Genomic DNA, 24,784 nt, shown 5'->3' on the forward strand with positions numbered 1-24,784 from the left:
GGCCTGGCCGAGCGGTGACGAACCACCGCGGCGGCCCGTGCCTCCCCAGCGCCCGCAGGCCCGTGGCCCGCAGGGCCCGCAGTGGCCCGGCGAGGGCGGTGGCCCCGGCTGGCCGAGCGGCCAGGACCCGGACGCCCAGCGTGGCGCCCGCCGCGTCCCGCCCGCGGGCAACCGGATGCCTCCGCCACCGCCGCCGCGCCGTCCCGGTCCGCCGCCCCCGAACGGCGGACCCCAGAACGGCGGACCCCAGAACGGTGGGCCCCAGAACGGTGGACCCCAGAACCCGGCCGACCGGCCGATGCGTGGCCGCTACCGCCCGCCCGCGGGCCCGGCCGCCGCGGCCGCCGGCGCCGGTGCCGCCGCGGGCGCGGCCGGCCGCCGTCCCGGCATGGGCGACTCCGAGCCCGGCCTGCTCACCCACGCCGAGCTGCACGCCGGCGGGTACCACGACGACTACGACGACTACGTCGACGAGCCCCTGAACGACTCCGGTCCCGAGGACGACGCGCCAGAGGAGACCGGGAAGGGGAAGAAGGGCAAGGCGGCCCTGACGCCGAAGCAGCGCAAGAAGCGGCGCTGGAAGATCATCCGGCGCACCCTGTACGCCTTCTTCGGCGTGTTCGTGGTGCTGCCCGCGATCGCGTTCACGATCGCCTACTTCCTGGTCGACGTGCCGACGCCGGAGGAGGTCCTGGCCCAGCAGGACCAGGTGGTGACCTACTACTACAGCGACGGCTCCGTCATGGGCAAGGAGATCCCGGACAGCGGCAACCGCCAGATCCTCAAGCCAGGCCAGATCCCGGACACCGTCAAGCACGCCGTGTACGCGGCCGAGGACGCGACGTTCGAGACCAACAACGGCTTCGACGTGATGGGCATCCTCGGCGCGGTCTACAACAACCTGACCGGCGGCTCCGGCGGTGGTTCCACCATTTCGCAGCAGTACATCAAGAAGGCCACGGAGAACGAGGCGCCCACGCTCACCCGCAAGGCGACCGAGCTGGTCAAGTCGTTCAAGATGAACCAGACGCAGTCCAAAGAGGACATCATCACGGCCTACTTGAACATCGTCTACTTCGGACGTGGCGCGTACGGCATCGAGGCGGCGGCGCACGCGTACTTCAACAAGAGCTCGGCCGAGCTGACCCAGTCCGAGGCGGCGCTGCTGGCCGGCATGATCCAGGGCCCCGGCAAGTCGGAGAACGCCGAGTACACCACGTGGCGCTGGAACTACGTGATGGACCAGATGCTCAAGTACAACTGGATCACGCAGGCCGACCGCCAGTCCGCCCAGTACCCGACGCCGCTGCCGAAGGACCAGACCAAGCCGCAGGCGATCACCGGCAACAACGCCTTCATCCAGGCGCAGGTGGAGGCCGAACTGGAGGCCGCGGGCTACTCCAAGGAGAAGATCCAGGCCAACGGCTACAACGTCTACACGACGATCGACCCCAACGCGCAGCGGCTGGCCGAGAAGGCCGTCAACGACGTGATGCAGGGGCAGCCCGCGGAGCTGAAGAAGGCGCTGGTCGCGGTCGACCCGAAGACCCGCGGCGTCATCGCCTACTACGGCGGCCCGAACGACAAGACCGACTACATCGACTGGGCCAACACGGCACGCAACCCGGGGTCGTCGTTCAAGACGTTCGACCTGGTCGCGTTCCTGAAGATGGGGAAGGGCCTCGGCGAGACGTTCGACGGCACCACCCACCGCCAGTTCGGCGTGCTGCCCAACGGCAACCCGCGCTACATCAACAACGCGGGTGCGTCCAACAGTTGCTCGAAGGAGTGCACGGTCGCCGAGGCGACGATGCGCTCGACCAACACCGTGTTCTTCGACATGGTCGCCAACGTGACCGGTCCGCAGGCCGTCGCCGAAGCGGCGAAGGAGGCCGGGGTCACCTCGCTGAAGGCCGTCGACAACAACATCGCGCTCGGCGGTGGTTCGACCGCCGCGTCGCCGCTGGACATGGCGTCCGGCTACGCGACGATCGCCGACAACGGCACCTACCTGGACCGGCACTTCGTGCAGAAGGTGACCACGCCGGGCGGCGACATCGTGTACCAGCCGTCGAGCAATCCGAAGCCGGCGTTCGCCGAGGGTGACGCCAACAAGAGCAAGCAGATCGCGGGCAACGTGACCAACGCGCTCAAGCCGGTCATCGAGTTCTCGAAGCTGAGCTGCCCGAGCGGCCACGAGTGCGCCGGCAAGACCGGTACCCAGCAGTACGACGCCAGCGCCGGCAACGGCTCCGGGTCGGAAAAGGACAACTCGCAGGTGTGGATGGTCGGCTACACGCCGTCGGTCTCGGTCGCGTCCTGGGTCGGCAGTGACAAGAACACGCCGCTGCGGGACAAGAACGGCAACGCGGTTTCGTCGACCGGGCTGCCGGCCAAGATGTGGCAGCAGTTCCTGAACGACTACCTCAAGGGCAAGCCCAGCGAGAAGTTCCCGACGGTCTCGCCGATCGGCAAGAGCGCGACCGCCGGCGACGACGCGTCGTCCTCGACGAAGCCGTCGACCAGCAGGCCGAGCACGACGAACTCCAGCACGCCGTCGTCGCCCCCGCCGTCGACGCCGACGACCCCGGAGTCCACGGAGTCGTCGACGAGCCGGACACGGAACACGCCGACCTTCACGTTCCCCGGCGGCGACGACTTCGGGCCGACGAACACCCGCGACAACGGCTGATCCCCGGCTCACGCCGGAGGCCGTAACATCGCGCGGGTGTCCAGCCCGACCGACGAGACCACCTCGGCCGAACCCGCGCCGGCGTCACTCGACGCCGGTCAGCGGGTCGCGCCGTCCCGGACCGATCCGCTGGTCGCGGCCGCGAGCAGACCGATCGGCGGACCGCTGGGCGAGCACGCGGCCGTCGGGCGGCACTGGTTCTGGACGCCGCAGCGGGTCGGGCTGGCGCTGGCCACGCTGGCGCTGATGCTGTGCTGGTTCGGCAAGGCCAGCTGCATCCAGCAGTACGTCGACGACAACGGGCAGACCCAGCTGGACTGGCGGTCCGGCCGGCCGTACGTCGCGATGTGCTACAGCGACGTCGTGCCGCTGTTCAGCGCCGAGCGGCTGGACCAGCCCGGCACGTTCCCGTACCGGACGAGCTGGATCGACGACGCCGGCACGCCCAACGCGCACGTGCGGTACATGGAGTACCCGGTGCTGACCGGGCTGTTCCAGTGGGCGAACGCGAAGATCACGCAGGCGTGGAAGGCGATCTCCGACACCGGGTGGCTGCCCGGCGCGCTGCCGGTGGCGATCTACTTCAACATCACCGCGTTCTGGCTCGCGCTGGCTTGGCTGGTCACGGTGTGGGCGGTGGGCCGCACCGCGAACCGCAGACCGTGGGACGCGTGCCTGGCGGCGATCTCACCGCTGGTGCTGGTGCACGCGTTCACCAACTTCGACACGCTGGCCACCGCGTTCGCCGCGACCGGGCTGCTGGCGTGGGCGCGGCGCAAACCGGCGGTCGCCGGGGTGCTGATCGGGCTCGGCGCGGCCGTGAAGCTGTACCCGTTGTTCCTGCTCGGACCGCTGCTCATCCTGTGCATCCGCGCTGGGAAGCTCCGCCCGTGGGCGGTCACCGCGGGCACCGCGGTCGGCACCTGGCTGGCCGTGAACCTGCCGATCGCGCTCACGCTCAACGCGGGCTGGCAGGAGTTCTTCCGGCTCAACGCGCAACGCGGGATGGACCCGGACTCGATCTACAACGTGATCTCCTACTTCACCGGCTGGGCCGGCTTCGACGGCCCGCTCGCGGCTGGGCAGACGCCGACCTGGCTGAACCTCGTCAGCGGCACGCTGTTCCTGGCCTGCTGCGCCGGGATCGCCTACGTCGGGCTGTCCGCGCCGGTGCGGCCCCGGCTGGCGCAGCTGTGCTTCCTGGTGGTGGCCGCGTTCCTGCTGACCAACAAGGTGTGGAGCCCGCAGTACTCGCTGTGGCTGGTGCCGTTCGCGGTGCTGGCGATCCCGCGGTGGCGGCTGCTGCTCGGGTGGATGCTGCTGGACGCGCTGGTGTGGGTGCCGCGGATGTTCTACTACCTCGGCACCGACCACAAGGGACTGCCGCCGGACTGGTTCCTCGGGTTCGTCGCGCTGCGGGACCTGGCCGTGATCGGGCTGTGCGTGCTGGTGCTGCGGGAGATCTACCGCCCGGCCGAGGACCTGGTGCGCGCCGCGGGCGACGACGACCCTGCAGGCGGGGTGCTGGACCGGGCCCGCGACGTGGTGGTGCTCCAGCGACGCCGGGCCCGGCACGCGGTCTGAGATCAGCAGCCCCGCAGCACGCCGGCCAGCGCGGACTTCTCGGCCTGGTCAACGGTGAGCCGGTAAGCGGCCTTGGCCTGCACGTACAGCGCGGCGTACTCGCAGCGGTGGCCCCGGGGCAGCCAGTGCGCCGGGTCCTGGCCGTTCCGCTGCTGGTAGCTGCCCTTGCTCACCGCGACGAGGAACCGCTCGTCGTTGCCGAACCGCTCCTTGTCGGCCTTCGACCAGGTGCGCACGCCGGACCGGTTGGCCTCGGCGGTGCCCACCACGTGGTCGACCTCCATGCCCGATTCGACCTTGACGGTCTGCCCGTCGTAGGGCGAGGTCCACTTGCCGGTGATCCGGCAGCTCCCCTTGACCTTCGTCCCGCTGCCCTGCCGCCGCAGGACCCGGTCCCGGACGCTGCAACCCTGCTTCATGTCCGGCGCGGCCTTGAACTGCGCCCAGTCGGAGCTGTAGTACCGCAGCTCGACGTCCTCGGGCGCCACGACCAGCGTGTCCAGCTGCTGCAAGGCGGCCGCGGGGCTGGGTGCGTCGTCCAGCGGCGTCCGCCCCTTGGACGAACACGCGGAAGCGACCAGGCACACACCGACGGCCAGCACGATCGGAAACTTCTTCACTTCTTCCCCCTCGATCACGACAGCGGTCGCGATCATGGCAGGGGTCAGCCGAGCTTCTCCCGCAGGTAGGCGATGTCCTCGGCCTGGCCGTCGGCCGGGGTTTCGACCACTACCGGCGCTCCCGCGGCCGCCGCGACGGCCACCAGCGCCTCCGGGTCGATCGTGCCGCCGCCGTGCACCACGTTCGCGTGGCGGTCCCGGCCGGAGGCGAACTCGTCGCGCGAGTTGTTCAGGTGCACCAGGTCGATGCGGCCGGTGATCGCCCGCACCTTGTCGACCACGTCGTCCAGCTCCCAGCCCGCGGCGAACGCGTGGCAGGTGTCCAGGCAGAACCCGGCGCCGAACTCGGCCACCTCGTCCCACAGCCGCGCCAGCACGTCCATCTCCCGCGCCATCGCGCCGTCGCCGCCCGCCGTGTTCTCGATCAGGATCGGCACCGCGAAACCGCCGTCGGCCGCCTGCCGTTCGAACAGCTTGCGCCAGTTCGCCAGGCCCTCGGCCACGTCCTCGCCGCGGCCGACGTGACCGCCGTGCACGATCAGGCCCTTCGCGCCGATCTCCGCCGCGGCGGCCGCGTGCTGGGCGGCCAGCTTGCGCGACGGGATGCGGATCCGGTTGTTCAGGGAGGCCACGTTGACGATGTAGGGGGAGTGGATGAACACCTCCACCCCGGCCGCCTCGATGTCCGCCCGCGGCGGCTGCGCGACGGGCTTCTTCCAGCCCTGCGGGTCGGCCAGGAAGAACTGCACCACGTCGGCCGAGCGCTCCTTCGCGGCGGTCAGCGGGTCGTCGTCACGGACGTGCGCACCGATCTGCATGTGGCCACGCTACCGGCGGAATCGGCTCGGTTCTCGCCAACCTCGCGGACGCTATGAAGTACCGTGAGCGCGGTCCGTGACACCTGAGGGGGACTCATGGGGAAGACCGCGCGCCGTGCCGGAGTGGCCGGGTTCGTGCTGGCGTTGTCGGCGACGCTCGCCGCGCCGGGCGCGTTCGCCGAGGAGGCCGATCCCGCGCTGGCCGGCAGCTGCGCGGCGACCCTGCGGGACGAGCCGGGCGATGCACTCACCCTCGACGTCGGCGCCCCGCTCGACCAGCCCGGTGTGCTCACCGTCGGCACCGGCAGCGAGTCCGCCCCGACCGGCCCGGACCAACGCGACCCGCTGCTGGCGCTGCCGGTCGCGGACCTGGCGAAGGCGCTGGGTGTCGGGGACGCGCCCGTCGTCGGCGACCTGGCCGCCGAGCAGCTGTGCCCCGGCGTGCAGGGCACGGTGAACACCCTGTCCGCGGCCACGCAGAGCGTCGTCTCGGGCGAGCCGCTCGACCCGCCGTCCGACCCCGTCCCCGGCCGACCCGCGCCCGGTGAACCCGGCGAGCCCGCGCCCGGCGCGCCTCAGCCCGGCCAGGACGTGACCCCGGCGCCCAGCGGCCCGACCCCGGACAGCGGGATCGTGCCCGCGTCGTTCGTCACCGGCGGTCTGGTGGCCGGGTCCGGGATCGTCCCGCTGACGCCGCCGCTGTCGGCGCTGATCCGGCCCGGCGTCGTCCCGCCCGCCGCGCCCGGGCTCGTCCCACCGGCTGGGACGGAGCCGCCGGTGGTCACGCAGAACTCCGGAACCGCCGAGGCGATGCCGCCGGCGACGACGCCGGCCCGGTTGCCGCTGATCATCGCGGTGTTCGCGCTCGCGGTCGTGGCCGCCGCGCTGACCCGCGCCTGGATGCGCCGCGCCTGACGGTCACGTTCCGGCGTGCGGGCGTCACGCACCTGCCCTAGCTTCGTTGGAACCAGTAGCGACGCGCTGGAGGACGAAGATGCAGGGTCGGACACGCAGGACCGCCGCGGTGGGCGCCGCCGCTTTCGCACTGGCCGGATCGGTGTCGCTCGCCCTGCCCGCGACCGCGAGCGCGGAGACGATCAGCGCACAGTGCGGCGACACCGTGACGGCCAAGCCCGGCGACGTCATCAAGACCCCGCTCGGCCTGAAGACCGTCACCGACGGGCTGACCTCGATCGTCGGCGGCCTGCTCGGCGGGCTGTGCCAGATCACCGTCAAGGTCGTGGACACGGTCGTCGAACCGCTGCCGGTCGTCGGCGCGCCGGCGGCGAGCGCGGTCAACGGCGCGGTCGCGGGCACCACCAACGGCCTGACCAGCACGGTCGACCAGACGGGCAAGGCCCTCACCGGGGGTGGTGCGAGCCAGCCGCAGCCGCAGACCCCACCGGGCGGCGGCAACCAGCAGACCCCGCCGGGAGGCACGCCCGGCCGCACCGAGGGCGCCGCGCCGGCCGCGATCCCCGGTTCGACCAGCCCGGTGCTGGCCGGCGATCCGTCGGCCTTCAGCCTCCTGCCGTTCGGCTCGGGCAGCGCGTACGCGCCGATGCGCAACTACGCGGGCCTGCCGTTCGCGGTGTCCGCGTTGTGGGCGCCCTCGCCGGGCCTGCGCTACGGCAGCCAGATCCCGGGTTACGCGCCGCAGTACGGCGCGCTCGGCCAGCCCGCGCAGTCCGGCCAGGCGGTGCAGAACGCGGGCCAGGCCGAGGCGTTGCCGGGCGGTTCGGACCGCGGTGGCAACGTCGCGCTACCAATGCTCATCGCCGTTGTCGCTCTATCGGGTGTCAGTGCCGCTCTCGTACGCTCGTGGGTCTTACGCGGAGCTACCGCTTAGTATCCTTTGGGTCCGCTCGTCGTTAATCCCTTCCGGGGACACACGCCTGCGATCACTGGAGGTCCGCGCTCGTGCGCAACACCGGCCTGATGAAGACCACCCGTAGAGCGCTCACCGTCACCGCCGTCGCCGCGGCCATCGCCGGCGGTTCGCTCCTGTCCGCGGGCACCGCGTCGGCGAGCACCGTGCTGTCGCAGGCGTGCACCGGCACCGTGATCGGCGCCCTCAGCGACAGCGTCGCCGTGCAGGGCAAGGACCTCGCGGGCGTGGTCAAGGCAGGCGCGCAGGAGCAGGAGTGGTTCCTGCACCTCAACGGCGTGGACCCGCAGAAGGTCGCGGACACGGTCAGCAAGGCGGGCGCGATCACCGTCGGCCAGATCCCGGCGAACGCGGCCAGCGGCACCATCGCGGGCGACGCGATCGCCACCGCCGTCGCGACCACGCTGAAGAACGCGGGCGACCCGTACGCCGTCGGCCTCGGCATCGGCGCCGACCAGCAGAAGAAGACCCTCGACGCGATCACGAACAAGGTCACGGGCAACTGCGGGCTGACCACCTACGCGAACAACTACTCCCAGCCCGGCCTCCCCTCCTCGCAGCCCGGCACGACCGCACCCGCGCCCGGCACCCCGGCGGCCACGACCGTCCCGGGCATCTCGGGCACCGGATCGGCCACCGCCCCGCCGCGCAACTACGGCAACATCCCGGCCGCCGTGCCCGGGGTGGCCGGCGTCGCGGTGCCGCCGAGCGCGCTCTACCCGTCCTCGGCCACGCTGCCCGACCAGGCGCTGCCGCAGGTCGGCGTGCTGGGCGGCCAGTCCACCTCCGCCGGCGACCAGGCGGACGTGCGCAACGCGGGCAACGCCAGCGCGATCGGCGGCGAGCCGGCCTCCGGCAACGTCCAGCTGCCGATGCTCCTGGCGGTCGTGGCGCTGGCCGGGGTGAGCGCCGCGCTGGTGCGGACCTGGGTGCTGCGCAAACTGTCGTAGCCGCCACGTACACTCGACAACCGGCAAACCCTCCTGCCACGGAAAGCCCGTGGCCGTGAAGCCCACAGGAGGTGAGTGGTTGTGTCGCGCCATTACGAGGTGATGGTCATCCTCGACCCCACGCTCGACGAGCGTAAGGTCGCCCCGACTCTGGACACGTTCCTCAACGTGATCCGCACGTCCGGCGGAAGCGTGGAGAAGGTCGACGTGTGGGGCCGTCGCCGGCTCTCGTACGAGATCAAGAAGCACGCCGAGGGCATCTACGCCGTGCTGGACCTCAACAGCGAGCCCGACGCGGTGAAGGAGCTCGACCGGCAGCTGTCGCTGCAGGAGACCGTGCTCCGCACCAAGGTCGTCCGCAAGCCGGTTCCGCGCAAGGCCGCCAAGGCCGCGGCGAAGGCCTGAGGCGGATAGCCCATGGCTGGAGACACCGTCATCACCGTGGTCGGCAACCTGACGTCCGACCCCGAGCTGCGGTTCACCCCGTCCGGCGCCGCGGTCGCGAACTTCACCGTCGCGTCCACCCCGCGCACCTTCGACCGCCAGTCCGGCGAGTGGAAGGACGGCGAGGCGCTGTTCCTGCGCTGCAACATCTGGCGGCAGGCGGCGGAGAACGTCGCGGAGAGCCTGACGCGCGGTGCCCGCGTCGTCGTGCAGGGCCGCCTCAAGCAGCGGTCGTTCGAAACCAAGGAAGGCGAGAAGCGGACCGTCGTCGAGCTCGAGGTCGACGAGATCGGTCCGTCGCTGCGCTACGCCACCGCCAAGGTGAACAAGGTCAGCCGCGGCAGCGGCGGCGGTGGCGGCGGCTACGGCGGGAACACCGGCGGTGGTGCCCCCGCCGATGACCCGTGGGGTTCCGCCCCGCCCGCGGGCGACAGCGGCGGTTTCGCCGACGAGCCCCCCTTCTGACCAACCACTCGTACTGAATTCCCAGGAGCATCACCGTGGCCAAGCCACCCATCCGCAAGCCCAAGAAGAAGGTCTGCGTGTTCTGCAAGGCCGAGCAGAAGGGCCACCCGGAACTCATCGACTACAAGGACACCAACCTGCTGCGGAAGTACATCTCCGACCGCGGCAAGATCCGTGCCCGCCGGGTGACCGGCAACTGCAGCCAGCACCAGCGCGACATCGCCACCGCGGTCAAGAACTCCCGCGAGATGGCGCTGCTGCCCTACACCTCGACCGCGCGCTGAGGAGGGACCACATCATGGCGAAGATCATCCTCACCACTGACGTGGCGAACCTCGGCGGCCCCGGCGACATCGTCGAGGTCAAGGACGGCTACGCGCGCAACTTCCTGCTGCCCCGCGGCTACGCCATCCAGGCCACCAAGGGCGCCGAGAAGAACGTGCAGACCATCCGTCGCGCGCAGGAGTCCCGCCGCATCCGCGACCTCGACCACGCTCGTGAGGTCAAGGCCGCGCTGGAGGGTCTCGGCACCGTCGAGCTGACCGCGAAGGCCGCCGCCGGCTCGAAGAAGCTGTTCGGCTCGGTCACCACCGCCGACATCGCGAACGCGATCAAGGCGGCGGGCGGCCCGCTGCTCGACAAGCGCGTCCTGGAGACCGACGGGCACATCAAGACCGTCGGCAAGCACTCGGTGAACGCGCGTCTGCACCCCGACGTGCAGGCCTCGGTCCGCCTCGAGGTGAAGGCAGGCCAGTAGGTCGTCGAACCGGAGAACCGGGCAGGTTTCCGCAGCTCGCGGGACCTGCCCGGTTTTTCCTGTTCGGGCCCGGAACCGGGTGGCCTGCGCTAGCATCCAATCCGGGCGATCAACGCGGACCGGCGAGAACGTAGGGGGTTCCTGGCGATGACCGGTGAGAAGCCGACCGACCGGCTCACGGAGGTGCCGCCGCCGGCACCGATCCAGGTGGGCGGCAACGGCAGTCCTGGCGGGTACCAGTTCTCCCCGGACGAGGTGCGCGGCGTGATCAGCAAGTGGAAAGAGCTGCGCGACGACCTTCAGACGGACCTGGCGAACGCGCAGGCGGTCGCGCGCGTCGCGCCCCCCGGCAAGGAGTTCGCCAGTGGCGACTTCATCAACAAGGCGGCCAAGGCCTCCGGCGAGACCCTCCTGCTCCAGCACCAGCGGATGGTCGACTACGTCCAGAACTACATCGCGGCGCTGGAGAAGGCCGCGGGCATCGTCGAAGAGCAAGAGGCCGAGACGCACCAGTCGGTGGGCCGGTACCGGGAAGTCTGAGCATGATCCGCACGTGCCTGGCGGCCGCCACCGTGGCTGCCGCCGCACTCCTCACCGCCTGCTCGTCGAGCGGTGGCACCGCCGCCGCACCGAGCACGGCCCCGTCGATCGACCCGTCGCTGCGGGTGCCGGCCCCGCTGGCCGCCGACGCGCTGACCGGCAACCCGTGCGCGGGCCTGTCGGACGGTCAGGCGAGCGCCATCGGGCTCGCCACCCCGGGCGAGGTCATCCCGGGCCAGACCGGTTCGCGGTGCCAGTGGCAGTCGGCCGCGCACGACGCCAACAAGATCTTCATTTCGCCGCTCGCGGTGCAGGAGAACGGCCTGACCGGGGTGTACGCCACCAGGGGAGCGTCGAAGTACTTCGAGCCGACGACCATCGCCGGCTACCCGGCCGTGTACGCGGACAACGCCGACCTCCGGCCGAACGGCTCGTGCGCGCTGTGGGTCGGGGTCACCGACCAGCTGGCGGTCGGGGTCACGTCGAGCATCCTCGTCGGGCCCAACGCCACGAATCCTTGTCCCATCGTCGAAGAGGTCGCCGTCGCGATGGTTCAACACCTGAAGGGGGACGCGTGATGCAGATTCGGCAGCAGGAGGGGTGGAGCCGTGGTTGACGACTACACGGTCGGGCGCGTCGCCACGGGCGCGGCCGTCGGCGCGGCGGTCGGATCGGTCGTCCCGGGTGTCGGCACGGCGGTCGGCGCCGGGGTCGGCGCGGTCGTCGGCGGTCTCGTCGGCCTGATGAGCACGCCCGAGGCGGAGCACCACGAGGCCAACATCGCGGGCCGCACCATCGACGCGCGGCAGATCTGGGAGCAGATCAGCCCTGGCAACGCGACCTCGCTGGTCACGGGCGCCAACGCGGCGAACAGCCTGAAGAGCGTGCACGAGGAGCGCGGGCGGCTCATCCAGCAGATCAACGACCTGATGGACAACGCCTGGAAGGGCATGGCCTCCGGTCAGGCGCAGGCCGGCGCGCACCCGCTGGGCATCTGGCTGCAGGACTCGGCCACGAACCTCGGCAAGAGCCACACCTACCTCAACGACCAAGCCGCGGCCTTCGACACCGTGAAGTCCAAGGTCCAGGAGGTGCCGGCGCAGCCGCCGGACGGCAACTTCCTGGACGGCATCAACCCGATGTCGGACGTCGACGAGCAGATCGAGCAGTACAACCAGCGCGGCAAGGCGAACGTCGACGCGTTCAACGCCTACTACCAGGCCAGCATGAACAACGCGGGCGGGATGCCGCAGTACACGGCGTGGCAGGGCAACGTCTTCTCCGGCGGCGGCGTCCCGGGCGGGGTGCCCGGCGGGGTCGGCGGCGCCGGCAACATGCCCAGCGCGTCGGGCATGCCCGGCGACTTCAAGCCGGCCAGCACCGGTGACCTTCCGCAGTTCAACTCGACCAACCCGTCGGCCACCGTGCCGAAGACCCCGACCCCCGCCGGTTTCACGCCGGGCACCGGTTCGGGTGGGTACAACCCGGCCTTCGATGGGACCACGGCGGCGGGCTACACGCCGTCCTCCACCAGCGGGTTCGGTCCCGGTGGCGGCGCCGGAGCCGGCCTCGGCGGTGGCGCTGGCGCTGGTGCGGGTGGCGGTGGCGTCGGCGCCTCCGGGTTCGGCGCCGGATTCGGGCCGGGAGCCGGCATCGGCACGGGCGCGACCGCGGGCACGGGTGCCGGGCCCGGCGGCGCGGGCGCCGGTGGTGCGGGCGGGCGATCCGGGCGTGGCGCGGGCCGCGCGGGCATGGCCGGGGCGCCGGGCATGGGCGGACGCGGCGGTCACGGCAACGGCGAGGAAGACGAAGAGCACGAGAACAAGTACATGGTGGGTGACGATCCGAACGAGCTGTTCGGTACCGACGAGCTGACGGCTCCGCCCGTCATCGGCGAATGAGGCCCGGGACCATGCCGGTGAACCGGCCGCTGACGATCACCACCCCGACGCTGCTCAACCTGCTGCAGCGCCGGGGTGCGGAACCGCACAACACGCTGTCGCCCACCCCGACCTGGTACGACGAGACCGCCCAGCGGATCGTCGACCAGCAGGTCAACGCGGTGCTGACACACCACGGCCTGATGGGGCCGCGGGGCATGGACCGCGAGTTCGCCGCGATGATCGAGTCGATCGCGCGACCCGGTGTGGAGTTCTACGGCTGGTTCGAGGGCTCGTTCCCGGACGACGCGCCGCAGAACTTCGCGGTGCTCGCGGGCAGCGGCCCCGGTGGCGGGTTCGTCCTCGCCCGGCACATCAAGGAAGACGTCGTGGTGATGCGGCCGCAGCGTCCGGACCAGCTGCTCCCGGCGTTCCTGGACCAGATCCCCCGGGTGCCGCCGGGTGGCAGCAGCCCGATCGTGGCGCCGAAGAGCGAGGTCTACGGCGGTGGCCGCCGCTCGTCCGGGGAGGACGTGTCGATCATGCGCGGCGGCGGCCGGACGGTGGCCGACCCTGGCAAGGAGATCAAGCGCATCCTCGATGCGCCGCGGGTCGCGGCCGGCAGTCTGTACGCCGCCGCCCGCACCCGGGCCGGCACGCGCAAGCGGTGCGACCGCGCGCTGAACTTCATCGACACGGCCGAGGGCCGCTGGCTGATGGAGGAGCGGCCGGGCACCGGCGAGTCGCTGATCGTGCTGACTCCCGGCACCCCGCAAGCGATCGGTGAACGACTACACAACGCGATTCGATCTCTGGGCTGATCAGCCCGCCGGACCCCCCACTCGGACGAGTGGGGGGTCTTCTACTGTGCGTAGGCTCATCCACAGGTCGAGGCCTGCACTCGGCCGCGACACGCCGAAGATCGGCTTCCCGGCGACACGCCGAAGTTTTTTCACCAGAGTTCTCCACAGGTTACCCACAGGGTTTGACCTGCGGTTTTCCTGACGGCCCCCGGAGTTGCCCCCAGCTTGTCCACAGGGTGCGGCGTGCCTGTGACTGGTTGACCCCGCTCCTCCACAGGCTGTCCACAGAGCGGTCCCCAAGCAGGTTTGCACTGGTCCGTCCGAGCGATCTACGGTGCCCGCCGGAGTAGTAGCACTGGGTGCTTGCGGGACACGGTTCTCGCGGGTGCGCCGGTCCCACACTCCGGCCGGGGATCCGGCATAATCGAACTGGTGTTCGCTGTCTGGGAGGTATCCGCGCGGTGGCGCTGACTGACGACCGTGGTCCGGCCTATCCGTCCGATCCCGGGCCCGAGGACCCGGGGCCGCGGTACGGCGAGTTCGACCGTCAGCCGCCGCAGGACATCCCGGCCGAGCAGTCCGTGCTCGGCGGCATGCTGCTGTCCAAGGACGCCATCGCCGACGTCGTCGAGGTGCTCTCGCCCAACGACTTCTACCTGCCCAAGCACCAGGCGGTCTACGACTGCGTCCTCGACCTCTACGCGCGCGGCGAGCCCGCCGACCCGATCACCGTGTCCGCCGAGCTGGAACGCCGTGGCGAACTGGCCCGCGTCGGCGGCGCGCCCTACCTGCACACCCTGATCGCGACCGTGCCGACCGCCGCCAACGCCGGCTACTACGCGCAGATCGTCGCGGAGAAGGCCGTGCTGCGCCGCCTGGTCGAGGCGGGCACGCGGATCGTGCAGTACGGCTACGGCGCGGCGAACGACGGCGGCGACATCGACGAGGTCGTGGACCGCGCGCAGGCCGCGATCTACGACGTCACCGAGCGGCGCACCAGCGAGGACTACGTGGCGCTGGAGGAACTGCTCCAGCCGACCATGGACGAGATCGACGCGATCGCCTCCCGCGGCGGGGTGTCGCAGGGTGTGCCGACCGGCTTCGCCGACCTCGACGAGGTGACCAACGGCCTGCACCCCGGCCAGATGGTCATCGTCGCCGCGCGTCCCGGTGTCGGCAAGTCGACACTGGGCCTGGACTTCGCGCGGTCGTGCTCCATCAAGCACGGCATGACCAGCGTCATCTTCTCCCTGGAGATGAGCCGCATCGAGATCGTCATGCGCATGCTCTCCGCGGAGGCCCGGATCCGGCTCGCCGACATGCGCAGCGGCCGCATGTCCGACGACGACTGGACCCGGCTGGCGCGGCGGATGAGCGAGATCAGCGAGGCGCCGCTGTTCATCGACGACTCGCCGAACATGACGATGATGGAGATCCGCGCCAAGGCGCGGCGGCTCAAGCAGCGCAACGACCTCAAGCTCGTGGTCCTGGACTACATGCAGCTGATGACGTCGGGCAAGCGCGTCGAGTCGCGGCAGCAGGAGGTCTCGGAGTTCTCCCGTCAGCTCAAGCTGCTGGCCAAGGAGCTCGAGGTGCCGGTGATCGCGATCAGCCAGCTGAACCGCGGTCCGGAACAACGCACCGACAAGCGCCCGATGCTGTCCGACCTGCGTGAGTCCGGCTCGCTGGAGCAGGACGCCGACATGGTCATCCTGATCAACCGGCCGGACGCGTGGGAGCGGGACGACCCGCGCGCGGGCGAGGCCGACCTGATCCTGGCGAAGCACCGCGCCGGCCCGACCAGCACGATCGTCGTCGCGCACCAGCTGCACTACAGCCGGTTCGCCGACCTGGCCCAGAGTTGACCGGCCCGGAGCCGGCCAGCACCGCGCTCCGGCGCTTCACCGCGCGCGACGGAGCCGAGCTGGCCTACCGGGAGACCGGTTCGGGGCGCCCGTTGGTGCTGATCCACGGCTACTTCTCCACGTCGCAGGTCAACTGGATCAGCTACGGCCACGCCGCGCACCTCGCCGGGCTCGGGTTCCGCGTGATCACCCCGGACCTGCGTGGCCACGGCGAAAGCGCGAAGCCGCACGACCCGGCCGCCTACCCGCCGGACGTGCTCGCCGACGACGCGTTCGACCTGGTCGAGCACCTCGGGCTGACCGACTACGACCTGGGCGGCTACTCGCTGGGCGGCCGGACGACCATCCGCATGCTGGTGCGCGGAGCCCGCCCGCGCCGGGCGGTCGTCGCCGGGATGGGGCTGCACGGCATCGAGCACACCAGCGGCGGCAACGCGCACTTCCGCAAGGTCCTCACCGGCCTGGGCACCTTCGAGCGCGGCACCGCGGAGTGGCGGGCGGAGGCGTTCTTCAAGCAGATCGGCGGCGACCGCGACGCGCTGCTGCACGTCCTGGACACCGCGGTCGACACGCCCCGCGCGGACCTGGCGCGCCTCGACACGCCGACGCTGGTCGTCGCCGGCACCGAGGACCCGCACAACAAGACCGCGCCGGACCTCGCGGCAGCCCTGCCGCACGGGCGGTACGTGAGCGTGCCGGGCAACCACCTCAGCGCGGTCGCGCAACCCGAACTCGGCCACGCGATCGGCGAGTTCCTCACCTCATAGGCCGAGCAGCTCGGGCCGGTCCGCGAGCGCGCGCCAGTAGTCGCCGGGCTGCTCGACCAGTCGCCGCCGGGTCAGGTCGAGCAGTCCGGACACGCTGGTCACCTCGGCCACCAGCACGCCGTCCGGGTCGTGGAACTCCTGCGCCACCCGCGAGATCTTGCCGGGGCCCCAGGCGAAGTCCGTGGTCACCGTGATCGTCGCGCGGGCCCGCAGCTCGCGGCGGAACCGGATCGTGGTCTCCAGGTTGACCGGCCCGAGGTCCTTCTCCCGCAGCCGGTCCGGGTCGATCCCGGCCGCCCACAGGCACTCCCACCGGGCGTGGTCGGCGAAGGCGAGGTAGGCCGGGCCGCGGACGTGCCCGTTGAGGTCGAGGTCGTCAGTGCGCACCGCGATCGTCAGCCGGAAGCTCATGGCGACGATCCTGCGGCCAGGCGGACCCCGGCGTCTGGAACGTTTCGGCCAGCCGCCGGCCGCGTACCAGTTCGGCGGGCGAGGAGCCGGTGAGCCGTCGGGTCTCCCGGCCGAGGTGGGACTGGTCGGCGTAACCGTGCTCGGCGGCGGCCGTGGCCAGTGCGGTCGCCGGTGTCAACCCGGCCAGGAAGGCCTGCAACCGCAACACGCGCTGGAGTCGCTTCGGCGACATGCCGACCTCGTGGGTGAACCGGCGGCGCAGCACGCGCTCGCTCGTCCCGGTGCTGGTCGCCAGCGCGGGCACCCGGGCCCCGGACAGCAGGGAGACCGCCGCGGACACCACCGGATCCGGCTCCGCCGCACGCCCGCCGACCAGGTCTTCCAGCAACGCAAGCGCTTGCGCAGGGGTGGCGCAGCCGGCGAACCGGTCCTCGCGCACCTCCGGCCACAGCTCCCGCAGCGGCGTCGCGCCCGGCGGCAGGTCCGCGATCGAGGTCCCGAGCAGCGATCCGGCCACACCGCAGCGCAACCGCAGGCCGGCCGACCACGACGAGCGCAGCGGAACACGCAGGGCCGCGTCCCGCGTGACGACCGCCGAGAGCTCGCGGCCGTCCCACACCAGGTCGACGCACCCGTCCGGCAGCACGCGGATGTCCCGGACCCAGCCCGGCCTCCCCGCCCAAGCGGCGGCGACCACCGGCCGCAGGCCCGGGTGTGGTGCGCGAGAGCGGTACACGGAGGGACCCGCGCGGTGGTGCAGCGGAACGCTCACGGCCTCACCCTCCCGTCGCGGCGCGGATGCGGTCGGCGAGTTCGCGGGACCGCTTGACGAGTTCCGGCGGACCTTCGATGGTGTACGGCACGCCGACCATCGGCAAGGTCACCGCCAGCCACTCCCACGAGTCCACGGGCGTGACGAACCGGCAGCTGTGCTCGTCGAGCGCCTCGAGCGTGCCGGCTTCGGCCATCAGCCGCTCGGACACGACGGAGACCGGCGCGTCGAACCGGACGACCCCGCGGTGCCTGCTGAGCGGGAAGTTCGCGCTGGACTGCACGAAGCTCACCGGGTCCGGCGGCAGCGGGCGCGGGGTGAACGTCGTCCCGGGCACGGTCACGTCGGTGATCCGGTCGATCCGGAAGGTCCGCCAGTCGCGGCGGTCGATGTCCCAGGCCAGCAGGTACCACCGCTTGCCCAGCAGCACCTGGCGGTACGGCTCGGCACGGCGTTCGCTCCGTTCCCCGGCGCGCGTCGTGTACCCGAACCGCACGTCCTGGTGGGCGTGCGCGGCGGTGGCCAGCAGCTGGAGCACGCGCAGGTCGAGCAGGCCCACCGCCCGGGAGACCGCCTCGGTCGAAGCCAGCACCGCCGCGACCCGGTACCGCAACCGCGACGGCAGCACCTGCTCCAGCTTCCGCAGCGCACCGTCGGCAGCGCCCGTGGCGCCGTCCACCTGCGCCAGCGCCGCGAACCGCAGCCCGACGACCGTGGCCACGGCCTCCTCGTCGGTGAGCAGCAGCGGGGGCATCGCGCGGCCAGCGGCGAGCTGGTAGCGGCCGCCGGGCCCGGACACCGACGACACCGGGAAGCCCAGCTCGCGCAGCCGTTCGACGTCCCGGCGCAGGGTGCGCGGCGAGACACCCAGCCGCTCGGTCAGATCAGCGCCACTCCAGGTGCGGCCGGTCTGCAGCAACGACAGCAGCTCCAGCATCCGCGCGCTCGGTCCGTGCACGGATCGATGGTCGCAGGAATCGCGGCCAGGATGTGGCCGCGATCGTTCCTAGCGTCGACGGCATGACTGAACTACGGGTCGTCGGCGCCCGCGAGCACAACCTCCGGGACCTCACCGTCGCGCTGCCGAAGGACGCGTTCACCGTGGTCACCGGCGTGTCCGGGTCGGGCAAGTCGTCGCTGGTCTTCGACACGATCGCGGCCGAGTCCCAGCGGCAGCTCAACGAAACGTTCACCACCTTCGTGCGCAACCGGCTGCCCCGCTACGGCCAGCCCGACGTGGACGCGATCGAGAACCTGCCCGCCGCGATCGTGGTGGACCAGAAACGCCTCGGTGGCGGGCCGCGTTCGACGGTCGGCACGGTCACCGACATCTATTCGCTGATGCGGTTGCTCTGGTCGCGCGCCGGCCGGCCGTTCGCCGGGTACTCGAACGCGTTCTCCTTCAACGACCCCCAGGGGATGTGCCCGCACTGCACCGGGCTGGGCACCGCGCGAACGATCGTCGTCGACGAACTCATCGACCGCCGCCGCTCGCTCAACGAAGGCGCGATCCGGTTCCCCACGTTCCAGCCCGGCGGTTGGATGTGGCGCACCTTCGCCGACTCCGGCCTGTTCGACCTGGACAAACCGCTCGCCGAGTACACGCCCGCGGAGTGGGACGCGTTCCTGCACGGCGTGCCGGACGCACCGTCCGCGAACTACGAAGGGCTGCTGCCGCGGTTCGAACGCATCTGGCTGCCGAAGGACGCCGACTCGCTGAAGGGCCGCACCCGCGAGGCCTTCGAGCGGGTCGTCATCCAGGAGACGTGCCCGAAGTGCCACGGCGCGCGGCTGTCGCCGGAGGCGCTGGCGTCCAAAGTGGACGGACGGTCGATCGCCGAGTGCGCCGCGATGGAGGCCGAGGATCTGCTGGCCTTCGCGCGGACGCTGACCGAACCGGAGCCGGTGGTCGCCGCGCTGGTCGCGCAGTTGCGGCGGCTCGTGTCGATCGGCCTCGGCTACCTCACGATGGACCGCCCGACCTCGACCCTGTCCGGCGGCGAGTCGCAGCGTGTGAAGATGGTGCGCCACCTGGGCAGCAGCCTCACCGGCATGCTCTACGTGTTCGACGAGCCGAGCGTCGGGCTGCACCCGGACGACGTGGCCCAGCTGGTCGCGCTGCTGAAGAGCCTGCGGGACAAGGGGAACACCGTCCTGGTGGTCGAGCACGACCCGGACGTGATCGCCGCGGCCGACCACGTCATCGACCTCGGGCCCGGCGCCGGGCAGGACGGTGGCCGGGTGGTCTACCAGGGCGGGGTCGCCGGGCTGGCGGACACGCCGACCGGCCACCACCTGCGGCACCGCCCGCGGATCAAGGAGAACCCGCGACCGGCTGAGGGGTTCCTGGAGATCCGCGGCGCCACGCGGCACAACCTGCGCGGGGTCGACGCGGACATCCCACTGGGTGTGCTGACGGTCGTCACCGGCGTGGCCGGGTCCGGCAAGAGCACGCTGGTGCACGGGTTCGTCCCGGACGCGGTGTCGGTCGACCAGAGCCCGATCCGCGGCTCGCGCCGGTCGAGCCCGGCGACCTTCACCGGGATGCTCGACGGCATCCGGCAGCGGTTCGCCGCCGCGAACGGGGTCAGCGCCTCGCTGTTCAGCGCCAACTCGGAGGGGGCCTGCCCGCGCTGCAACGGCCTCGGCGTGATCTACACCGACCTGGCCTTCCTCGACCCGATGGTCACGACGTGCGAGGAATGCCAGGGACGCCGGTTCGTCGAGGACGTCCTGCGCCACACCTACCGCGGTCACACGATCAGCGAGGTGCTCGACCTGTCCGCGCGGGACGCGCGGAGCTTGTTCCCCGGCGAGCCGGTGCTGGACCGGCTCGTCGACGTCGGCCTCGGGTACCTGTCGCTCGGGCAGCCCCTGAACACGCTGTCCGGCGGGGAACGCCAGCGCCTGAAGCTCGCCGTCGAACTTTCCCGTCCCGGCCGGACCTACGTTTTCGACGAACCCACCACCGGGCTGCACCCCTCCGACGTCGCCGGCCTGGTCGAGCTGTTCGAGCGGCTGGTGGCGGCCGGCTCGACCGTCGTGGTCATCGAGCACAACCTCGACGTGATCGCCAGGGCGGACTGGGTGGTCGACCTGGGTCCCGGAGCGGGCAGGCACGGCGGGCGGGTGCTGTTCCAGGGACCGCCCGCGGAGCTGGTCCGTCAGCCGGGGTCGAAGACCGGGCGGCACCTGGCCCGGCTGTCAGGGAACGACTAACCCGGCGCGGCGCAGCGCCTCTTCCACCCGCAGCCGCTCGATGTCGCGCTCCACGCCCTCGGGCAGCGAGTCCAGCCAGTGCTGCAGGCCGAGTGCCGTGCAGGCCTGGACCAGCAGCGCGTCGTAGGCCTGGTGGGTCGCGCGGCGGCGCAGCATCGGCGCGTCCGGGGCGAGGTCTTCGAGGCAGCGGTGCACGCGGCGCAGGTCCGCCGCGAGGCGTTCGATGGGCAGGCCGGTCGGCGCGGGTGCCCGGCGGCGACGGAGGGCGGCGGCCACCGCGGGCGCCTTGCTCGCGAGCCAGAACAGCAACGGCGGCGTGGCACATACGACCAGGTAGATCGCCACGTTCACCGCCATGGCTCAGGATAGGCGCGCGCCGTCCGGGTAGGGCCACTCTGTACCGGTTCCGCGGCCGGGAATACTGCGCGCCCCCAGCGCGTCGGGTAGCGTAGTAGTTGAACTTTCAAACATGGAGGCTGCGATGAGTGCGACTCCCGTGCTCTACCTGAGCCATGGCGCGCCGCCGCTCGCCGATGACGCCCGGTGGACCCGTCAGCTGGCCGACTGGTCGGCGAACCTGCCCAAGCCCAAGGCGATCCTCGTCGTCTCGGCGCACTGGGAGGAGGCGCCGGTCACCGTCGGCGCGACCACGACGGTTCCGCTGGTCTACGACTTCTGGGGCTTCCCCGAGCACTACTACACCGTGAAGTACCCGGCCCCCGGCGCGCCCGAGCTGGCCGCGAAGGTGCGGAAACTGCTGTCCGGCCCCGGCACCGAGGTGCACGAGGCCCCCGACCGCGGCCTCGACCACGGCGCCTACGTGCCGCTCGTCGAGATGTACCCGGACGCGGATGTGCCGGTGCTGCAGATGTCCATGCCGACGCTGGACCCGCACAAGCTGTTCGAGCTGGGCCGCAAGCTGAAGCCGCTGCGGGACGAAGGCGTGCTGATCATCGGCAGCGGGTTCTTCACGCACAACCTCTCCGCGATGGGCGTCGGCGTGGACGGCAACCCGCCGCAGTGGTCCACCGAGTTCGACCAGTGGGGCGCGGAAACGTTGCGCGCCAACGACATCGACGCGCTGCTCGACTTCCGCCACAAGGCGCCCGCCGCGACGCTCGCGCACCCGCGCATCGAGCACTTCGCGCCGTTGTTCGTCAGCCTCGGCGCCGGGTCCGAGGACGCCAGGCCGGAAACGGTCATCGACGGCTACTGGTACGGCCTCGCGAAACGGTCCGTGCAGATCGGATGAGGCAACGGAAAACGGGCCCGGAAGCACCACCGGGCCCGTTTTCACTTCGTCAGGGCGTCAGCCCTTGATGTTGATCCCCTTGCCGCCGACCAGGTCGTTGACCTGCTGGAAGACGGCGGTCGGGTGGGAGTCCAGCTGCGCGATGGCCGGGAGGTCACCGGCGGGCAGGACACCCTCGACGCTCGCGGGCAGGTCCGCCAGGTCCGCACCCGGCAGCTCGACCGGCAGCGTGTTGACCTGCGGCAGCGCGGAGCGCTCCGAGCGGGCCGGCAGCGCCGGCAGCTTCGGCAGGGCGGTGGCGCCCATCTCCGGCATCGTGATCGGCAGCTCGATCTGCGGCTCCTTGCCGGCGACCGAGATGTCCGTCGCGTTGCTGACCGTCGTGCTGGTGACCGCGATCAGGCCCAGCGGGATGTCGTAGACCTGCGCGACGACGCCGACCGGCACCTGCTTGCTGATCCCGGACAGCGCCTTGGCCGGGCCGGACGTGGTGTCCGTGCCGCCCACGGTCCCGGTGGTGGTGTTGTCGGCCACCGCGTGCGCGACCCCGCCCACGGACAGGGCGTTGCCGAACACCTGCGCCACGGCCGCGGCCGGGACGTCGAAGATGTCGCCGGACAGCGCGCCACCCTCGCCCGAGGTGGTGATGTCGCCACCCGAGTTGGCCTCGGTGTCGTTGACGCCGGTCGCGTGCGCGACACCGACCAGGCTCGCGGCATTGCCGAACACCTGGGCCACCGGCAGCGCCTGCGCCGCGAGCACGTTGCCCGCGATCGAGCCACCCTCGCCGTTGGTCTCGGCGTCGCCACCCGCGGTCGAGACGACGTCGTTGGACGCGTCGCCCTTGACCACGCCGCCCCACACCGCGGCGTCACCGAAGACGGTGGCCACGGCGCCGACCGGCGCCTCGACGATGTTGCCCGCGACGGAGCCGCCCTCGCCGGTGGTGTTCAGGTCACCGCCCGCGGTCGAGTCGGTCACGTTCTCCGACTCGCCGAACCCGTTGCCGATCCACGCGGCGCCGAGGCCGTGCACCTGCGCCGGGAGCGAAACCGGCACCGCGGCGAGGTTGCCTGCCGCGAAGCCGCCCTTGCCCGTCGCCTTGCCGTCGCCACCCGCGGTCGAGGTGGTGTCGGTCGTGGCCGCGCCGGCGCCCTGGCCGATCCACGCGCCGCCGATGCCGAACACCTGGACCGGGGCCGACACCGGAACCTGGACCAGGTTCGCGGAGGCCGCGGCGTTGTCGTCCTGGGTGTTGCCGTCGCCACCGGAGGTCACGGTCTTGGTCTCGGAAGCCTCCCCGGCCCCCTGACCGATCCACGAGCCGCCGACGCCGAACACCTCGGCGGGCACGGCAACCGGGACCTGCACGGCGTTGCCGGAGCCGGCCGAGTCGTTGCCCAGCGTCCCGGTGTAGCCACCGGCCTTGACGTCCTTCGTCTCGGTCGCGCTGCCCGAGGCGTTGCCGATCCAGGAGCCGCCGACACCGAAGACCTCGACGGTGCCCGCCGGCGGGGCCGACACGCTGTTGCCGCCGAGGAAGCTGCCGTTGCCGGAGGTGAAGGTGTCCGAACCGGCCTGCGCCTCGGTCTCGTTGTCGCAGCCGTTGGCGTGCGCGTTGCCGATCCAGGTGCCGCCGACGCAGAACGCCTCGACGGGCAGGGCGACGGGCGCGTCCGCGATGTTGCCGGAGCCGGCCGCGTTCTCACCGCTGGTGCTGGTGGTGCCGCCCGAGGTGGCCTCGCTGCCGAGGTCCACGCCACCGGACTGGCGGTCCGCGCCGCCGCCGACGAGCGAGTTGCCGATCCAGGCCGCGGCGTTGCCCGCGACGGTCGCCGGCACCGCGGGCTGCGGCTGCGCGACGTTGCCCGCCAGGAACGAGTCGTCACCGTCGGTCTGGATGTAGCTCGGGCCACGCGGGCCGTCGGCGGTGTCACCGGCCTCGGCCTCGGCGTCGTACGAGCCGGCCGGGACGTCGGCGTCGCCACCCCAGGAGATGGCGTTGCCCGACACCTTGGCGGGCAGGGCCACGGGGACGCCCGCGACGTTGCCGGTGCCGGCGCCCTTCGAGCCGTGCGTCTCGATCGAGCCGCCGGACTCCGCCTCGCTGGAGCCTTCGAAGTCGGTCTCGGCGTGGCCGAGGAACCAGCCCAGCGCGTTGCCCGACACCTGCAGCGGGGTCGCGCCCTGCGGGGCGATGACGTTGCCGGACAGGCCGCCGTTGGTGCCGTCGGTGACGATGTCACCGGTGGTCGACGCCTCCTGGGTCGCGCTGCCCGAGGTGTGGCCGCTGCCGACCAGGCCGAGCGCGTTGCCCGAGATCTGGACGGGCAGGGCCCAGTCCAGCGCGACGACGTTGCCGGCGAGACCGCCGTGCGAACCGTCGGTGTTGATGTCCGAGTTGTGCTCGTAGGTCTGCGTGGCGTCCGACTCGACCGACGCGTCACCCAGCACACCGAGCGCGTTGCCGCTGATCAGGATCGGCAGCGCGGCGTTCAGCGAGACCTTGTTGCCGTGGAACGGGTCGCCGTTGTCCTGAACGGACGGAGCGGTGTCCTGCGCGACCGTGGCGCGCTGGGCGCCCGGGTTCGTGGCCTGGCCCACGCGCTGCGCCGCACCGGTGGCGGCGTCGGTGGCCTTGGCGACCACGCCGTTGGCGGCGCCCATCGCCGGGGCGGCGGGCTTGAGGGCACCGGTCTTGGTGACCGGGGCAGCGGCCTTGTTGGCGGCGTCGGTGATCGGCTTGGTGCTGATCTCCTTGTGGACCTCAGGCAGGTTGACCTGCTTGCCCAGGGTGCCCAGGGCGTTGTCCTGGATGTCGACCGGCACGCTCAGGTTGACGTCCAGCGGACCGGCCGGACTGTCCGGGTTCACGTTCTCGTCGGCAGATGCGATGCCAGTACCCAGCATCAGCAAGCCACCCGTGACCAGCGCGGTTTGGATTCCGCGCTTTGCCCAGGTCTGCATCGAGGGTTTCTCCTTTTCTTCGGGTTCCCTTGCGGGGCTTGAGGGTCGGTGCGCTAACGGAGCACCGGGGTTCGCGGGCACGGGTGAGTG

Annotated in this window: 24 protein-coding genes; 17 read left to right on the plus strand and 7 right to left on the minus strand. The window is 71.6% G+C overall.

What is annotated here, in order from left to right; genetic code table 11:
• Window positions 1-298 precede the first annotated feature (298 nt).
• Both ABZ215_RS09465 and ABZ215_RS09470 read left to right on the plus strand, forming a co-directional pair.
• Window positions 299-2,692 (plus strand): transglycosylase domain-containing protein, encoded by a 2,394-nt coding sequence (locus tag ABZ215_RS09465; RefSeq protein WP_354949013.1) that lies wholly within the window; start codon window positions 299-301, stop codon window positions 2,690-2,692.
• A gap of 36 nt (window positions 2,693-2,728) precedes the next feature.
• Window positions 2,729-4,276 carry a glycosyltransferase 87 family protein gene (locus ABZ215_RS09470; RefSeq protein WP_354949015.1) on the plus strand — a complete coding sequence of 516 codons (1,548 nt, stop codon included), beginning with the start codon at window positions 2,729-2,731 and terminating at the stop codon, window positions 4,274-4,276.
• A gap of 2 nt (window positions 4,277-4,278) precedes the next feature.
• On the opposite strand, the gene ABZ215_RS09475 is transcribed toward ABZ215_RS09470, so the two are convergent.
• Window positions 4,279-4,896: a hypothetical protein gene (locus ABZ215_RS09475; protein WP_084506232.1), complete on the minus strand. Its 618-nt coding sequence runs from the start codon at window positions 4,894-4,896 to the stop codon at window positions 4,279-4,281.
• Between the two features lie 44 nt (window positions 4,897-4,940).
• Window positions 4,941-5,714 (minus strand): deoxyribonuclease IV, encoded by a 774-nt coding sequence (locus ABZ215_RS09480; RefSeq protein WP_354949017.1) that lies wholly within the window; start codon window positions 5,712-5,714, stop codon window positions 4,941-4,943.
• A gap of 96 nt (window positions 5,715-5,810) precedes the next feature.
• On the opposite strand from ABZ215_RS09480, the gene ABZ215_RS09485 reads away from it, so the two are divergent.
• The 13 genes from ABZ215_RS09485 to ABZ215_RS09545 all read left to right on the plus strand — a co-directional run bounded on the left by ABZ215_RS09485 (window position 5,811) and on the right by ABZ215_RS09545 (window position 16,073).
• Window positions 5,811-6,629 (plus strand): hypothetical protein, encoded by an 819-nt coding sequence (locus ABZ215_RS09485; RefSeq protein WP_354949019.1) that lies wholly within the window; start codon window positions 5,811-5,813, stop codon window positions 6,627-6,629.
• Window positions 6,630-6,708: 79 nt separating this feature from the next.
• Window positions 6,709-7,563, plus strand: coding sequence for a hypothetical protein (locus ABZ215_RS09490; protein ID WP_354949021.1), 855 nt, complete (start codon window positions 6,709-6,711; stop codon window positions 7,561-7,563).
• Between the two features lie 71 nt (window positions 7,564-7,634).
• On the plus strand, window positions 7,635-8,552 hold the full coding sequence (locus tag ABZ215_RS09495) for a hypothetical protein (RefSeq protein ID WP_354949023.1): 918 nt from the start codon (window positions 7,635-7,637) through the stop codon (window positions 8,550-8,552).
• Between the two features lie 81 nt (window positions 8,553-8,633).
• Window positions 8,634-8,957: a 30S ribosomal protein S6 gene (rpsF, locus tag ABZ215_RS09500; protein ID WP_020423406.1), complete on the plus strand. Its 324-nt coding sequence runs from the start codon at window positions 8,634-8,636 to the stop codon at window positions 8,955-8,957.
• Between the two features lie 12 nt (window positions 8,958-8,969).
• Window positions 8,970-9,461: a single-stranded DNA-binding protein gene (locus ABZ215_RS09505; protein WP_017985887.1), complete on the plus strand. Its 492-nt coding sequence runs from the start codon at window positions 8,970-8,972 to the stop codon at window positions 9,459-9,461.
• A 35-nt stretch (window positions 9,462-9,496) separates the two neighbouring features.
• A complete protein-coding gene (rpsR, locus tag ABZ215_RS09510; protein ID WP_020423407.1) occupies window positions 9,497-9,745 on the plus strand; it encodes a 30S ribosomal protein S18 in 249 nt (82 codons plus the stop codon).
• Window positions 9,746-9,759: 14 nt separating this feature from the next.
• Complete coding sequence (rplI, locus tag ABZ215_RS09515; RefSeq protein WP_020423408.1) at window positions 9,760-10,218, plus strand: 50S ribosomal protein L9; 459 nt, start codon at window positions 9,760-9,762, stop codon at window positions 10,216-10,218.
• Between the two features lie 147 nt (window positions 10,219-10,365).
• Window positions 10,366-10,758 carry a hypothetical protein gene (locus ABZ215_RS09520; RefSeq protein WP_020423409.1) on the plus strand — a complete coding sequence of 131 codons (393 nt, stop codon included), beginning with the start codon at window positions 10,366-10,368 and terminating at the stop codon, window positions 10,756-10,758.
• A 2-nt stretch (window positions 10,759-10,760) separates the two neighbouring features.
• The gene (locus tag ABZ215_RS09525; protein WP_020423410.1) at window positions 10,761-11,336 is read left to right on the plus strand and encodes a DUF3558 domain-containing protein; all 576 of its coding nucleotides are present in this window, start codon (window positions 10,761-10,763) and stop codon (window positions 11,334-11,336) included.
• Window positions 11,337-11,366: 30 nt separating this feature from the next.
• On the plus strand, window positions 11,367-12,659 hold the full coding sequence (locus ABZ215_RS09530; RefSeq protein WP_354949025.1) for a glycine zipper domain-containing protein: 1,293 nt from the start codon (window positions 11,367-11,369) through the stop codon (window positions 12,657-12,659).
• Window positions 12,656-13,459: an ESX secretion-associated protein EspG gene (locus tag ABZ215_RS09535; RefSeq protein WP_354949027.1), complete on the plus strand. Its 804-nt coding sequence runs from the start codon at window positions 12,656-12,658 to the stop codon at window positions 13,457-13,459. Before ABZ215_RS09530 ends, ABZ215_RS09535 begins: the two co-directional genes overlap by 4 nt.
• Before the next feature lie 443 nt (window positions 13,460-13,902).
• Window positions 13,903-15,306 carry a replicative DNA helicase gene (gene dnaB / locus ABZ215_RS09540; protein WP_017985894.1) on the plus strand — a complete coding sequence of 468 codons (1,404 nt, stop codon included), beginning with the start codon at window positions 13,903-13,905 and terminating at the stop codon, window positions 15,304-15,306.
• A complete protein-coding gene (locus ABZ215_RS09545) occupies window positions 15,303-16,073 on the plus strand; it encodes an alpha/beta fold hydrolase (protein ID WP_354949029.1) in 771 nt (256 codons plus the stop codon). The genes dnaB and ABZ215_RS09545 overlap by 4 nt, the downstream gene beginning before the upstream one ends.
• On the opposite strand, the gene ABZ215_RS09550 is transcribed toward ABZ215_RS09545, so the two are convergent.
• From ABZ215_RS09550 to ABZ215_RS09560, 3 genes are read right to left on the minus strand one after another with little or no spacing between them, the layout of a single operon-like run.
• On the minus strand, window positions 16,068-16,484 hold the full coding sequence (locus tag ABZ215_RS09550; RefSeq protein ID WP_354949031.1) for an acyl-CoA thioesterase: 417 nt from the start codon (window positions 16,482-16,484) through the stop codon (window positions 16,068-16,070). The genes ABZ215_RS09545 and ABZ215_RS09550 overlap by 6 nt on opposite strands.
• Complete coding sequence (locus ABZ215_RS09555; protein ID WP_354949033.1) at window positions 16,450-17,256, minus strand: helix-turn-helix domain-containing protein; 807 nt, start codon at window positions 17,254-17,256, stop codon at window positions 16,450-16,452. The genes ABZ215_RS09550 and ABZ215_RS09555 overlap by 35 nt, the downstream gene beginning before the upstream one ends.
• Window positions 17,257-17,260: 4 nt before the next feature.
• Window positions 17,261-18,214: a YafY family protein gene (locus ABZ215_RS09560; protein ID WP_354949035.1), complete on the minus strand. Its 954-nt coding sequence runs from the start codon at window positions 18,212-18,214 to the stop codon at window positions 17,261-17,263.
• Window positions 18,215-18,276: 62 nt separating this feature from the next.
• Between ABZ215_RS09560 and ABZ215_RS09565 the strand changes: the two genes are divergently transcribed.
• Window positions 18,277-20,475 carry an excinuclease ABC subunit UvrA gene (locus ABZ215_RS09565; protein WP_354949037.1) on the plus strand — a complete coding sequence of 733 codons (2,199 nt, stop codon included), beginning with the start codon at window positions 18,277-18,279 and terminating at the stop codon, window positions 20,473-20,475.
• On the opposite strand, the gene ABZ215_RS09570 is transcribed toward ABZ215_RS09565, so the two are convergent.
• A complete protein-coding gene (locus ABZ215_RS09570; RefSeq protein WP_020416188.1) occupies window positions 20,461-20,832 on the minus strand; it encodes a hypothetical protein in 372 nt (123 codons plus the stop codon). The genes ABZ215_RS09565 and ABZ215_RS09570 overlap by 15 nt on opposite strands.
• Before the next feature lie 124 nt (window positions 20,833-20,956).
• Here ABZ215_RS09570 and ABZ215_RS09575 point away from each other — a divergent pair, with 124 nt between their 5' ends.
• Window positions 20,957-21,727, plus strand: coding sequence for a class III extradiol ring-cleavage dioxygenase (locus ABZ215_RS09575; RefSeq protein ID WP_027935570.1), 771 nt, complete (start codon window positions 20,957-20,959; stop codon window positions 21,725-21,727).
• Window positions 21,728-21,784: 57 nt separating this feature from the next.
• Here ABZ215_RS09575 and ABZ215_RS09580 read toward each other — a convergent pair whose 3' ends face one another.
• The gene (locus ABZ215_RS09580; RefSeq protein ID WP_354949039.1) at window positions 21,785-24,694 is read right to left on the minus strand and encodes a hypothetical protein; all 2,910 of its coding nucleotides are present in this window, start codon (window positions 24,692-24,694) and stop codon (window positions 21,785-21,787) included.
• Window positions 24,695-24,784: the final 90 nt, after the last annotated feature.

This window comes from Amycolatopsis sp. NPDC006131 (genome assembly GCF_040614175.1).
Lineage (GTDB): Bacteria > Actinomycetota > Actinomycetes > Mycobacteriales > Pseudonocardiaceae > Amycolatopsis_E > Amycolatopsis_E tucumanensis.